Origin of the sequence: Kosakonia arachidis (assembly GCF_900116535.1) — a bacterium.
Classification (GTDB): Bacteria; Pseudomonadota; Gammaproteobacteria; order Enterobacterales; family Enterobacteriaceae; genus Kosakonia; species Kosakonia arachidis.
On record NZ_FPAU01000007.1, the window covers coordinates 39,069 to 52,409 of the forward strand.

13 protein-coding genes and 1 pseudogene are annotated in these 13,341 nt (G+C 49.3%); 6 read left to right on the top strand and 8 right to left on the bottom strand.

The features are described from left to right. The first annotated feature begins 284 nt into the window (after nucleotides 1-284). Nucleotides 285-863, top strand: coding sequence for a YceI family protein (locus BM427_RS20665; protein WP_090125152.1), 579 nt, complete (start codon nucleotides 285-287; stop codon nucleotides 861-863). Between the two features lie 46 nt (nucleotides 864-909). Here the strand turns inward: BM427_RS20665 and BM427_RS20670 are convergent, their stop codons facing one another. Genes BM427_RS20670 through BM427_RS20685 form a run of 4 tightly spaced genes read right to left on the bottom strand, consistent with a single transcriptional unit; the run spans nucleotide 910 to nucleotide 3,379 of the window. After that, entirely contained in the window at nucleotides 910-1,707 is a 798-nt protein-coding gene (locus tag BM427_RS20670; RefSeq protein ID WP_090125155.1) for an anti-sigma factor family protein, read from the bottom strand. After that, nucleotides 1,704-2,219: a sigma-70 family RNA polymerase sigma factor gene (locus BM427_RS20675; RefSeq protein WP_090125158.1), complete on the bottom strand. Its 516-nt coding sequence runs from the start codon at nucleotides 2,217-2,219 to the stop codon at nucleotides 1,704-1,706. Before BM427_RS20675 ends, BM427_RS20670 begins: the two co-directional genes overlap by 4 nt. 22 nt (nucleotides 2,220-2,241) lie before the next feature. Further along, nucleotides 2,242-2,787 carry a tetratricopeptide repeat protein gene (locus BM427_RS20680; RefSeq protein WP_090125161.1) on the bottom strand — a complete coding sequence of 182 codons (546 nt, stop codon included), beginning with the start codon at nucleotides 2,785-2,787 and terminating at the stop codon, nucleotides 2,242-2,244. Between the two features lie 13 nt (nucleotides 2,788-2,800). After that, complete coding sequence (locus BM427_RS20685) at nucleotides 2,801-3,379, bottom strand: cytochrome b (RefSeq protein ID WP_090125164.1); 579 nt, start codon at nucleotides 3,377-3,379, stop codon at nucleotides 2,801-2,803. A gap of 283 nt (nucleotides 3,380-3,662) precedes the next feature. Between BM427_RS20685 and BM427_RS20690 the strand changes: the two genes are divergently transcribed. After that, the gene (locus tag BM427_RS20690) at nucleotides 3,663-4,145 is read left to right on the top strand and encodes a glutathione peroxidase (RefSeq protein WP_090125167.1); all 483 of its coding nucleotides are present in this window, start codon (nucleotides 3,663-3,665) and stop codon (nucleotides 4,143-4,145) included. A gap of 157 nt (nucleotides 4,146-4,302) precedes the next feature. Here BM427_RS20690 and BM427_RS20695 read toward each other — a convergent pair whose 3' ends face one another. Beyond that, nucleotides 4,303-5,286: an NAD-dependent epimerase/dehydratase family protein gene (locus BM427_RS20695; protein WP_090125170.1), complete on the bottom strand. Its 984-nt coding sequence runs from the start codon at nucleotides 5,284-5,286 to the stop codon at nucleotides 4,303-4,305. Nucleotides 5,287-5,380: 94 nt separating this feature from the next. Between BM427_RS20695 and BM427_RS20700 the strand changes: the two are divergent. After that, nucleotides 5,381-6,271 (top strand): annotated as a pseudogene (locus BM427_RS20700) (LysR family transcriptional regulator); the annotation flags it as partial. Between the two features lie 355 nt (nucleotides 6,272-6,626). Here BM427_RS20700 and BM427_RS20705 read toward each other — a convergent pair. Further along, a complete protein-coding gene (locus tag BM427_RS20705) occupies nucleotides 6,627-6,944 on the bottom strand; it encodes a flagellar transcriptional regulator FlhD (protein ID WP_090125173.1) in 318 nt (105 codons plus the stop codon). A 548-nt stretch (nucleotides 6,945-7,492) separates the two neighbouring features. On the opposite strand from BM427_RS20705, the gene BM427_RS20710 reads away from it, so the two are divergent. Beyond that, nucleotides 7,493-9,013 carry a carboxylesterase/lipase family protein gene (locus BM427_RS20710; protein WP_090125177.1) on the top strand — a complete coding sequence of 507 codons (1,521 nt, stop codon included), beginning with the start codon at nucleotides 7,493-7,495 and terminating at the stop codon, nucleotides 9,011-9,013. A gap of 421 nt (nucleotides 9,014-9,434) precedes the next feature. Here BM427_RS20710 and BM427_RS20715 read toward each other — a convergent pair whose 3' ends face one another. Together BM427_RS20715 and BM427_RS20720 are read right to left on the bottom strand one after the other, a co-directional pair. Beyond that, a complete protein-coding gene (locus tag BM427_RS20715; RefSeq protein WP_090125180.1) occupies nucleotides 9,435-10,292 on the bottom strand; it encodes a Vmh family MBL fold metallo-hydrolase in 858 nt (285 codons plus the stop codon). Nucleotides 10,293-10,391: 99 nt separating this feature from the next. After that, the gene (locus BM427_RS20720) at nucleotides 10,392-11,027 is read right to left on the bottom strand and encodes a DsbA family protein (RefSeq protein ID WP_090125183.1); all 636 of its coding nucleotides are present in this window, start codon (nucleotides 11,025-11,027) and stop codon (nucleotides 10,392-10,394) included. Between the two features lie 85 nt (nucleotides 11,028-11,112). Between BM427_RS20720 and BM427_RS20725 the strand changes: the two genes are divergently transcribed. Both BM427_RS20725 and oqxR read left to right on the top strand, forming a co-directional pair. After that, nucleotides 11,113-12,084, top strand: a complete 972-nt coding sequence (locus BM427_RS20725) for a LysR family transcriptional regulator (RefSeq protein WP_090125186.1) — start codon at nucleotides 11,113-11,115, stop codon at nucleotides 12,082-12,084. 719 nt (nucleotides 12,085-12,803) lie between these two features. Then, nucleotides 12,804-13,283 carry an efflux pump transcriptional repressor OqxR gene (oqxR, locus tag BM427_RS20730; protein WP_090125189.1) on the top strand — a complete coding sequence of 160 codons (480 nt, stop codon included), beginning with the start codon at nucleotides 12,804-12,806 and terminating at the stop codon, nucleotides 13,281-13,283. Nucleotides 13,284-13,341 lie beyond the last annotated feature (58 nt).

The window sequence follows — 13,341 nt, forward strand, 5'->3', positions numbered from 1 at the left end:
CCCTAAACTGGTGGTCATATCGCTCTGCGTTTGCGTCATCTATTTTTAATGACAGATAAAAAGAGTCACAACAACACAGTGATTCCTTTCTTTATGAGAATGATTAAACGGAGTGAATAGGTACTTACACCAGGAACAGGCCTTGTTAGCTTCAGCCTGTGTTAATCGTTAATCAAGGTGGGAGCCGAGCGCTTTAACTGCATTCGCCACAATGGAGGTGAAACAAATCGAATAAAAAACACGGCTGGCACGTTTACACACTAAACACATCAAGGATTATCAACATGACGCGTATCGTGCCCCTGATCGCTCTCGGATTTTTACTCAATCCCTTTTCGTTATATGCCAGTACTGCTAACTACAGTATCAACACGCAGAAAACAACGATTACTCTCTCCTGGCATGCCTTTGGGGATATGTCTGAGGCCAGACTCGGAGATGTGACGGGTGATATTGCACTCAATGCCGGAAACGACGAGGGCGATAATATCAATGTTTCCATTCCGGTGGCGACGCTGAAAGCGTCTAACAGGCTGTTAACCTGGCAAATGAAAGGCACGCTTTTTTTTGACGCCGGACGCTATCCGAACATCACATTCATCAGTAACCGCGTGGTGTCATTGGGACCCGGCCATTTTCGGATTTTTGGCACACTGGCGGTTAAGAACGTCTCGCGCCCGGTGATACTGGATGCCCTACTGATGGGGAAAAACACCGGATTCACAGATGCTGCGAATATTTATCTGCATGCCTCAACGACGATTTCACGCTCAGCATTCAATATGGACAGTTTCGCTGCGCTGGTAGATGACAACGTGATAATCAATATTGATATTCAGGCCCGCTTGCATCAGGCCGTATAAACTTCACCGGCAGCCCGTTAATTGGCATACCGGCGTATGCTTTTTGCTATGAAAGTGCAGCCTGCAGCGTCAGTGCGTTTTGTTGCAGTTGGGAAACAGGGTTACGGCCAATCAACACAAACTGATATCCTCTGGAATGCCACCAGACGAGATTCATCTTATGGCGCTGCTCATGATTCAGTTCTGTGCTGGCTGGATGGCGGTCCGGTGATATACACAGCGCCATCGGGCCATAATCGGCATGCATCCAGGCGATTTGCGCAATCGAGGTACTGTCATAGCGCAGCATACGCACCATTTTCAACTCCGCCCCATGCAGCACAAGTTGCTGCTCATTCGTCTGCAAACCTATGTCTTGTGCCGTACGCGTCAGTCCACGCTGCAATGCTGATGGAGAACTGTCTGCATCAAGCAACGTTTCTGCACTGTACAAAGACATATACTGTGCCTCAAGGTCACGAATTTTTTCGCTCTCACCCTGAGCCCTGGTTGCAGGGCGTGTGAAATAGCCCAGCCCCGAACCGATAACCAGAAAACTGAGCGAAGCCGCGATCAACGCGCGTCGGCTGACTCCCGTTGCCCGGGGAGTGGTTACCGATGGCTGGGCGAGCACATTGGTCAGTCGTGCTTCCAGGCGAGACTGCGGTGCCTCTTTCAGGAGTGGTGCGAAAGCGCGGGCAATGTCAGCCTGGTTGAACCTTAACACGTCTGTTCGTTCGGCCAGTTGTTCATCCTGACTGAGCGCGACCGCAAAACGCTCTGCATCACTTGCATGCATTTCGCCATCCAGCCAGGCGACTATCGCCTCATCACTGTACGGTGCTGTAAATCTCATTGGTTTCAATATCGCTTCTCCTGTACAGGGTGCGGCGTGTGAATAACCTGGGCGATTTTCGCCCTCGCCGAAGCCAGCCGGCTCATGATGGTGCCAATCGGAACAGACAACGTATCTGCCGCCTCCTGATAGGTAAAACCTTCGACATACACTAAAAATACCGCATTGCGTTGCGCTTCTGGCAAGGCACTCACGTGCTGCATAATTTTCGCATAGTGCAGGCGAGCCTCATCCTGTTCATAGGTATCCGGTGCCAGTAATTCATCGCTTTCGACGAACCCCTGCCCCAGCCGCACCCGGCGGGAACGCACCTCTGAAATCCAGATGGAATGCAGGATAGTGAATAACCAGCTGTCAATGCGTGTGCCAGGGGTGAACTGCGCGCTTTTTTCAAGCGCGCGGACACAGGTAGACTGAACCAGTTCTTCGGCAACCTCGCGGTTACGCGACAGAACCAGCCCATAGCGCCACAGGCGCGTCAGATGTTCAGCAAGATGCTGACGGACGTCACTGGTAGTGATTTTTTTATCCTCATTGCATTACTCAGGATTCAGGATGGCCGTCGATAGCAGCCTGCAGATCCCTGTATTCCTCGCAACGCTGACCGCAAAGTGTAGCGATGCTTTCCAGTTGCGCTTTTGCCAGGTCAGGACGCCCTTTCACTAACCATGCTTCACCAAGGTATTCACGTACTTTGGCATAGGTCGGATCGAGTGCTATGGAACGTTGATAATAGCCGATACCCTCATCAGTACGACCCAGCTTACGCGTGGCATAGCCCCGGTAATTCCAGGCTTCCGCAGTATCACCATTTTTCAGCGTGTTGAGCAGATCCAGGGCCGCCTGATACTCCCCTTTTTTTGCCAGATGATAAGCATAACGCGTTTTATCTTCATCACTGAGCTGGCTTGTTTTCTCGGCAACGCATTGCCTGGTCGTGCTGTCATACACCTGCCCGGTAGGACAATCCGGCGTTTTGCTGTTGGTATTATCGTCACCTGCGGCAAAAACCGGCGTGGTTAGCAGAACAAACGCCACGGGTAGCAGACGTTGAATAATTGCAGAATGTAAAAACGAAAATAGGTTCATGGTGAACTCCGGATTAACGAAAAGCGCGGCCAGGCAGCATACGACTCAGTACGCTGTCCCGTAACATGTAGTGATGAAAAAGCGCGGCCAGAGCATGTACCAATGCCAGGAAAACCAGTGCCCAGGCCACAGTGCCGTGCCACTGCGCGAGGGTATGTCGTAGCGTTGGTGTAATCTGCACCCACCCTGACAGGTCGAACAGGCCAAAGAACAGGAATGGCTCCTGCTGCGACCAGCGGAAAAGAAAACCGAGTACGATTTGTGCAAAAAGCAGAAGATAAAGCGCGCCGTGCATGCCATGTGCGAGCAGTTTAGCCAGCCTTGCCCCTTCAATTGGGGGCACAGAAAACTGGGCAGAGTACCGGCTGAATAGCCGCCATAACGGCCGGATTACCATTACCACTGCCAGTAGGATTCCGCAGGAAATATGAACGGCCTGCAACGCTTTTCTCAGTGGTGTTCCCCGTTCCAGTTGCTCCCAGATATGTGCGCTGGCAAACAGGAAAATGACACAGGCTGCGGTGACCCAATGCAGTGCCAGGGTAAAACTATCGTAGCGCTGTCGTGTTAACAGTGGCGTTGTCTCAGCCATAGAGTAGACTCCATCAGTTGTTGATGATGGGTAAACGCCACACCTTCTGAATCTATTCGATAAAAAATACTTTTTTTCGCTTGTTTATCCCGGCGCGCAGGTCAAAGGCCGCCTGTTTGTTGTTCTTTTCGTTCTACTTTGCAAAGATGTATTGCACACGATTCCAGGCCAGCCACTCAATCAGGTACAGGATCGATTCTGCACAATCCATCCCTGTGCTCCGGCATTAACGCGCTACGTGGCAACATTGGTGTCGAACTGATTCTGCTTTGAGGATTCCGCTATGACGACCTTTCATCAATTTACAGCCACCCGTCTGGACGGCCAGCTTATCTCTATGAACGACTACGCGGGTAAGGTGGTTCTGGTCGTTAATACCGCAAGCCTCTGTGGCTTCACGCCCCAATACGGCGGCCTTGAAGCGCTCTACATGAAATACGCCGCCCGGGGTTTGGTGGTGCTGGGTTTCCCCTGCAACCAGTTCGGTAAACAGGAACCCGGCGGTGCCGACGACATCGCGCAGACCTGTCATATTCACTACGGTGTGAGCTTCCCAATGTTCGAGAAAGTAGAGGTTAACGGAACCGCAGCGCATCCGATGTTTCGTTATCTGAAAAACGCATTGCCCGGCGTGCTGGGTGGGCGGATCAAGTGGAACTTCACTAAGTTCCTGATCGGGCGCGACGGTAAACCGCTCAAGCGTTTTGCACCGTTCACCACCCCGGAGAAAATGGAAGCCGCAATCCTTGCTGCACTTGAAATTTAAGTGTTTTGGTCATTCAACCCATTAAATTTTAGCGCGTTTGCGTAAAACTCATGTCCATGGGCGGATAACTTCCACTCTTCGCTCACAGCAGACCCGGCTATGTCTGGATTTGCAGCTGCGTGCCAGAAACGAGACTCAACGTCGCTCTCTAAGCTGCTCACGCATGCGAGGATAGTGCGTAATTAATGCAGCCCTGGCCGATTAACGTGGTACGCACAGCCTCAATAAGTGGGGTATGCGGTTCGTGGCCTAAGAAAGCGATCAGTTTTGCATTGTCCATTTGTATTGCCTGTTTCCACAAATAGCGCATCTCCAGCATTTCATGCAGTGTGGCGTTGAAAGGTGCCATCGCCGTGATGAGCCACCAGGGAAAGGATTTTACCTTCGCATTAACACCCGCAAGTTGTACGACACGCTGTATGGCTTCGGCCATTTCAGTACCATCGGCATCCCAGTGTCCTCGCATATGAAAGCAGGCAAAAGGGTCAAGTTGATCCCGACGCGCCAACAACGCAGACAGCGTTTCGGCGACATCCGGCAAGTAGGCCCACTGATGGCCTGTCCCGACTTTGCCTGGGTTTTTAATTATCTGCGGACGTTGCCCCGGTTTGATCAATCCCTGTGAAAACCAGTTGTTGCCCGCGTCAGGGCCAAAGAAGTCGCCAGCCCGCAGAATCAGCACCTTTCCGCCACGCTGCGCATAAGCGAACAGCGCCTTCTCCATTTGCACCCGTATTGCGCCTTTTCTGGTGACAGGATTTTGCGGAGAGTCTTCCCCCAAGAGTGGAAAGGCGTCCGGACCGTAGTTGTAAACGGTACCCGGGAGAACGATTAATGCGCCATTTCGTTCTGCGGCATTGATGGTGTTCTGTAACATTGGCAAAACCAGTTGTTCCCAGTTTCGATAGCCGGGCGGATTAACGGCATGAACAATCACACTACACTCTGACGCGGCAGCCGCGACCTGCTCAGCATTCAGTGCATCACCGTTTATCCACGTCATACTCCCCTGCTCTTCATTCCGCGGAGCGTTGCGGCGCAATGCACGAACGTCCCATTTTTCGCGGGTGAGTTTACGGGCGATTTCGCCACCGATTCCACCTGTTGCGCCCAATATGAGCACCTTGTTTTTGCTTTTCATTGTCTTACCTTTGCTGGATGTCTGCTTGACATCGTAGTCCCGGCGCAAGATAAATGTAATTGCATGACATCAGACAACAGGTATGCATTTTTGTATGAAGCTAAATATTCCATGGGAATGGTATCGAACCTTCCTGGCGGTGATGAAAGAAGGTTCCCTGTCAGGGGCAGCACGCATGCTTGCCATCACCCAGCCCACAGCGGGACGTCACGTGGCAGCACTGGAATCCGCCCTTGGCCTGGTTTTGTTTACACGTTCTCAGACCGGTCTTCAGCCCACGGATGCGGCAATCGCGCTGCAAGGCCATGCGCAAGCGATGGAAAACACGGCCAGTATGATAGCGCGTTCGGCTGCCAGCTTCAGTAACCACACCGCCGGGTTGCATGGCGTGGTTCGCGTATCTGCGAGCGAAATTATCGGTACTGAAGTGCTGCCCCCCCTGATTGCACGAATGAAAGAAGATTATCCACAACTTACCATTGAACTGGTGCTGTCTAACCGAACGCAGGATTTATTGAACCGGGAAGCGGATATTGCGGTACGCATGACCACGCCGGTACAGGAACAACTGATTGCGCGTCGATTAGGCAGTATTGAAATTGGTCTGCATGCCTCACCGTCCTATCTGGCACGCCATGCCGCACCGCAAAATATTGACGAGTTGTTCACCCATACGCTTGTGGGCTTTGATAAAATGACGCCCTTTATTTTACAGGCACTGAAACACTATCCTCAGTTAAATCGTGAACTTTTTACCGTGCGCACTGACAGTGATGTGGCGCAATTGAACCTTATTCGCGCAGGTACGGGCATAGGGATGTGTCAGGTTCAACTGGCCGATTTTCCTGTGGCGTTAGAGAGATTGATGCCTGATTTCTTTGCATTTCATCTCGACACCTGGCTGGTGATGCATGAGGACTTGCGCCACAGTAAGGCCTGTAAAACGGTGTTCGATATTCTCGCAGCGGGATTACAGGTTTATATCAATAATGTGGAGGACATGACGACGGACTCATCAGCGCCAGAAGGTGGCGGAATATCGGGCCTGGCAGGCGGGAATCACACGTAAATACGCCCAACCTCAATTTCGTCAGGGATGTCATAACTGTGAATCTGTTTCAGAAGGCAGAATAGCTGCTGTTCGCTCAGAGCAGACGTGGCTTGTATCGGGCTATGTTGATACCTGAAAAGCCAGCCATTACGCGGCCGATGATATTTGATATCGTCTAAGGAATTACTCATCTAAATAGATGAGGTCACTTGACGTTTACGGGCGAATATCTCGCGGCATATGCCGCTTTTTAAGCGTTGCATGTACCGAGCCTTTAGCAACAGCAGAATTAGATTGCCTTGCGTTTCTGCATCCCCGCAAAAAAGGGATCTTCTGGCATTTTCGTTTCACCCATAACCGATTTTGAAAAAGACAATTTTGCCATTCCCATGGCATCAGAACGCACTTTCAGGATGCATTGGTTTGTTTCGGCCAGAGAGACTAATTGTGGCAAGGTCAAGTTCCGAACAGCCTCGGCAACGCTATCATTCAGGCCAAGCATATACTCTGTCTCAGTGTTACCTGAAGCAGCAAGTCTCTGCACCAACAGAAGATAGGTCATATTAAGTTCTTGTATATCAAGTAAAATACTTCTTTGTGTAGACATGTATCACCAGAAGATAAATTGAGTAGCAATCAGGTACCTCCCTGCGCCTGTTCAAAAAGCGAGCAAATAATACATGTAAAATAAAACTTTTAAATATTTATTTTCAAATAAAAGGGATATATTTAAAAAATTCTTTACCTTCAAGTACTTAAAATTTAATGCCGGTAAAAAGCGCATTAATCCAAATGCGAATTAAAATCATTAAACTCAAAATAATATTTCTTTGTATTGCGTTAAATTTCGCATATTTGCTTTCCCTCATCCTCTCAGGAAAGTTTGATTTAATAACTCGATTCTTAAACACTGAGAATATCAGCAATGGTTGCAGAGGAAATCAGATTTACCAGAGCGGACAAAAGGTATCGCGCTGCCGCTTTCACCTTCAATTACAACAAGTATTACGTTATGCTCGGCATTAAAATCGCCTGAACCGTCTGAATGAAAAATGATAGTCTCCGAGGGCGGTTATCTGCTTTTTTGAGATCCTAAAGTTCACCTTCAGTCAGGCTGATAAGAGATTTAGCATAACGTACTCTACAGGAATACCAATGAAAACTTTACTGGGCAGTGCACTGCTTGTCGTTAGTTCATTTTCTTTTGCCGAACAACCGGCCCCCGTTGTTGATACCGAGGCAGGTAAGGTTCAGGGATATCGCACCGATGAAGGCATCAGCATTTATAAAGGTATCCCCTATGCGGCCAACCCCTTTACCCCTGAACGACGGTTTCAGAACCCCCAGCCCATGCAGCCCTGGCAAGGTATAAAAAAAACCGTGTCTGACTCGCCTGTGCCACAACCGGGAAGAAGCCCCGCGCAACCGCTGGTTGGCCAGGCAGGCGACTTAACCCTCAATATATGGCGCCCTGATGATGCCAAAGGGAAAATGCCGGTCATGGTCTGGATTCCCGGCGGGGCCTGGATCAGGGAAGATGCGACTGAGTCGGTTTATGACGGAAGCGTGTTTGCTAAAAAAGGCGTGATGATAGTCACGGTTAACTACAGAGTGGGGGTGGATGGGTTTATGCATTTTGCTCACCGTCCTGACAACCGTGGTATAGCTGACCAGATTGCTGCACTTAAATGGGTGCAGCGAAATATCGCCAACTTCGGGGGGGATCCCGACAAAGTGACACTCTTTGGACAATCTGCCGGTGCTGGCAGTGTTGCCATACATTTAGGAAACCCGGAGACCAAAGGGCTTTATCAGCAGGCCATTCTGCAGAGCCCTCCCATGCAGTGGCTTAGCCCTGCCGACGCAACACGAATAACCGAACAATTTTCCCGCAACCTACGCATTTCTGCCGATCCTGAGGCTGTGGCCAGAGTACCTTTTGAAACACTGGTTCAGAATGTCTTAAACGTTGGGAATCAAATCAAAGATACCGCGCAGTGGGGAAGGATTTCCCTGGGAGGCACTGCATTTTTACCGGTTGCCGACAATAAAATTATCCTCAAGAGCCCGATGGAAGACCTGGAGAATAACGATAGCAACCGTGTTCCGGTTATTGTTGGCAGCACCGACAGTGAGGCCAGATTATATTTGGTCCCCGGCGGCGGATTGCAAAAAATCTCAGATAAGGATGTGAGCACCTTCATTCATGATCTGGATCTCCCTTCAGGTGCTCTTCAGGCCTATGCAAAAAACAGTATTAATACGCAGAGCCCGGGTGATATTTACGCCCAGATAATGTCGGACTACACGTTCAGAATGCCTGCACTGAAAATAGCCAATATTATGCGTAATAACCAAAAAACATGGTTTTATAACTTTTCCTGGCGGTCGCCAGCTTTCAACGGCCTTCTGGGAGCTGCGCATTTTGTAGACGTCCCGTTTACGTTCGGGACGCTTCATACAAAAGAGGCAGAGAACTTTGTCGGCGTAAATCCGCCGGAGTCCTTGTCTGAAAGTATCAATAACGCCTGGGTCTCGTTTGCTAAATATGGCAATCCGGGGTGGCCGCAATATTCAGATAAAGATAAAAAAACAATGATATTCAACACAACAAGCAGCGTGGCGACCAGCAAAGATCCACACATAATGTCTCTGTGGGAAAAGTTCCGGTTCTGAAAATAACACGCCAGTAAATGACACTGACCGTTGTTCTCTCTGAGAACACCTCAGCGGATAACGGCATTAACACTTTTGCAGTATCATCGGTATCCGGCTTATGGTTACATCGTGCCGGATACCGGTAATCATTTATCCGAAACACGTATTCACTTTTCTGCCGCAAACTGGTTTATGCCCCCGGAACTGCCACCATGCGTATAAAAAGCGAGCTTTCAGTCCGTTAAAACGTGAAAGTTTAACGGGCCGTTTAACCCAATCTGCTACAGGTGGCTGATTTACGTTGTCTGGGTAATTTTAAGGGTACAAATACCCCATTTTGGTGTTTTAAGGAAAATGACCGTAGCCTATTCAAAAAATGAATCAAGCCAGAGGAACCTAATGGTTAATGCTTCCTTTTGTTCCGGTCATGTTCCCTCTGTCACCACTTCATCTCTCCCGTATTGACTTTAGCGCTCAGCTCGAGCGAACTTTTCCCCTGCAAATCAGGCCATTTTTTTTCCATGGTGCTGATAACACCGGCAGAATGTTTTTGTTCCTTCACCGCTGTGTTGAACGCCTTCAGATACTCTGAGGTAAAAGTAATCGCTTCTGCTCCGTGTGGTAGCTGTCCAAGATAGTGGCCCGGAATAACACGAGCAGGAGCAAGCGCTTTCATTTCAGATAAAGTCTTTATCCACGCATCACGGCTTTGCAGCGTCTGGGTATCTGCAGTCCACACATGGATACCCCATGACACGCCAGTTCCCCCCAGGATAGTTTTAGCTGAGGGTACCCATACATAAGCGGCATGGGATTCTGGGCTCCGTATTTCAACTTCTTCGCCATCAACGTAAAAACGTGTCTTGGTCGTCTGCTGCGGCACGATCACTTTAGCGGGCGCACCATCCTTTAACTGGGGGCCCCAGTAAGCAAGTTTTGCTTCCTGGGTCTCTTTAATGTGCTTAACCACTTCCGGAGTGGCCAATACCTGCACATCCGGGAAAGCGTTTACGACAGGTTCAAGGCCAAAATAAAAATCAGGGTCACCCGATGTGATCAGGACTGACTTCAGTTTTTTCCCGCTTGCACGGATCATCTCTACCAGTTTTGCGCCATCTTTAACACTGAACTGTGAATCGATCAGCATCGCTTCTGTGGGACCCGTAATCAGGGATGAGGAGACAGCAAATATTCCTTTATCCTGCGGATTGTAAACTTTAATACTGAGAGGGGCAGCCAGTGCATTGGCACTTGAAATTGAAACCAGCGCTAACAGGGGAATTGATATTTTTCTCATTAAAAACACCTTTCGTGGTTAAACCGAAAATAAACGCTCACAGCGTTTGCATACTGAGAGCGAGTCCGTATTGTCTACACTTCAGAAATCTGCGCCTGCTCAGTCAGTTAACATCCTGGAAAGGGCCTGGGGATCATGGTAGATTGCGGAGTTCTGAAGCAACTGAATTCCGCCCTCAGTTTCAGCGATAAAGGTAGGCACACCACGAGCCCCGTGAGCCTGCATAAGTGCCTGGGCATGGCTTGCACGAGCCTGGATATGAGCATGTAATGCCTCACTGGACGAAACAAAGAGACTGGCAGCCTCCTCAAGTTCCAACAACTGCAGTATGCCGACAAGCGTGGCTTGCGAGGTCACGTCGAGGCCATCCACATAACGCGCTTTCTGTATTGCCGAAAGTGCCTCCAGTTCCCGCTCTCGTTCAGTCAGTGCCACGGCGGTAAGTGCGGCAGTGGCATTACCACTGTCAAACAGTTGCTGGCGGTTGGCCAGAACATTAGCACGATATTTTTCAGTGAAAGGCTGGCCTGTCATTGACTGGATACGTTGATCATTACTCCAGGCATATGCAGCGAAATCGTCGTCCATTACGCTGGCACCATCACCGGAAAACAGGCCAGTGGGCAGTGGTTGAACCACGACATTCGTCGTATTGCGCAGGTAAGTTACTGCGGGCGTGGCCCCATAGCACCAGCCACATAAAGGGTCAAAAAGGTAATAAAGTGTCCTGGTCATAGGTCTGTCCCGAATGTTTGTTTTGCTCAAGACACTTTAATATTACCCTGCTGAAAGTTAAATCCACTCAAAGCGAACACAATGTATGGTAAAAGCAAACAAAGATGCCGATAGTACCGGATCTGATCTTGGTAATTTAAGACGTATGGCCTATTTTGTCGCGGTGGTAGAAACAGGCTCCTTCACCGCAGCGGCTGAACGTTTGAAAATAACCAAGTCGGTGGTCAGCCAGCAGGTCGCACGGCTTGAGAGTGAGCTCAACACCACACTTCTTGTTCGCACAACCCGCAAAATAAAAACGACCGAGGCTGGACATTTATTTTATCAGCGCTGTTCACTTATTCTGCATGAGGCAGAGGAAGCCTTTGAAGAGCTTGCTGATAGATCTGAAAAACCAGCCGGTGTGTTGCGGCTCACTGCACCATTTGATTACGGCATTGGCGTCGTCGTTCCGGCTATAGCCGAATTTACTACGCACTATCCCCACTGTAAGGTCGAAGCGGTCTTTAGCGATGAATGTCTGGATATAATCGACCAGGGGATAGAACTCTCGATACGTATAGGCTGGCTGACGGAATCAGGATTGCAGGCGCGTAAAATTGGCAAATTCCGGCAGGTCCTCGTCGCCCCGGCGAGCATGCGTGCGCAAACTAAGGAATTTTTACTTCCACAAGACATCAGCACGCTGCCTTTCGTAGTCAATACGGCTTTACGTGAGAATCGTCGCTGGAGTTTCAGAAGACATCAAGACGAAAGTCAGACAGTAAACATAACCCCTGCTATCTTTCTCAATTCAACGCTGGCCGTACGTGCGGCTGTGCTGGAAGGCGCAGGACTCTCGGTGCTGCCCGATTTCGTTGTTGAAGATGATTTGCTAACGGGGCGGCTCACACAAGTCCTGCCAGAATGGAGCCTCCCTTCTGGTGATATCAATGTCGTCTTCCCGCCAGCGCGGTTCAGACCCGCTAAAGTCAAAGCTTTTGTCGAATTGCTCAGGGAAAAGGAGTTGCGACGAGCCAGAATTTTGGATAATTACAGACCTGGAAAGAATTCCTGACAGAAGGGACAGCCCTTTCACCTTGCCGCGTTATGCCAGGAACGCACATGGCTAAAATAATGAGGTAAACACTGGCCTGGCCTTGAAGGGGAATACGATGCACCTTTGTAGCAAATTATCTCCGATGCGCCGTACGTTACATCTGAATTGAAGCCTGTTGAGAACAATGCCCTATCATCGGTGATTGGATTGAGCAGCCGATAGCTTTACGTGAGAATAAATCAACAATCAGTGTCACTCAGTCATACATAACTATCTCACTACAGCTACAGAGGCTATTTGGGAATAATGGCGGATACCCTCGTTCGTTCACGAAGCGGTGCTTTTGCGAAATAAGTACACGAATGGGTAAAGACAACATCACTTAATAAAAATTAAAGACATACACAATTAATCACGGTTCAATGTCTTTTGCTTCTGTTGTCTTTTGAGATCTTATCGCATCTCTTAAAGGCCGTTAACCCCCATAACATCACGAGGTTGACAGGATTTTTCTTTTTATGATGTCTCACATAATCTCACTAAAATGCGATAAGAAAAGCGCGTGCAGATGGGTACTTTTCTGCTCATCCTGCGCGCGCTGGAAACTCTTTTTTACGAGCCGGGTCAAGCGTAGACAGCTTCAAAAAAATTAGCGTATTTGTTATATTGTTACTCACTGATTATTCACCTCTGCGGTGCCAAAAAGAAAAAGATTCACCGCAACCCAGGACAATAAAATGTTAGATTACCGCTTCCCGACAGCTTTGCAGATGGTTCTCAGCGTAGCAATGGCGGAGCAATTGGGTGAACGTTCGACGAGTGCGATTCTGGCCTACGGGCTGGAAGCTAATCCGAGCTTTATCCGCAAATTAATGGTTCCGCTCACGCGGGACGGCATTATCGTCTCAACCCTTGGCCGCAACGGTTCTATTCATCTTGGTCGCCCGGCAGAACAGATCACCCTGCGCGATATCTATGTTTCCGTAATAGAAGATAAAAAGCTGTGGGCGTCGCGTCCTGACGTACCGGCTCGCTGCGTGGTCAGTGCCAACACTTGCTGGTACTTTAAATCTATCGCCGACGAGGCGGAGCAGGCCTCGTTAGAGGTATTAGCGCGCCATACCGTGGCAAGTGCGCTGGAAGAGGTTAAAAAAGTCGATTCCTGTGGGTGGGATACAGTACCCGAACTTATTGCTCAGTACAAAAAATCGTCTTAATACTTGGCCTGTTACGAAAAAAAACCGTCTTCACTCCGAAGACGGTTTTTTGTTATCT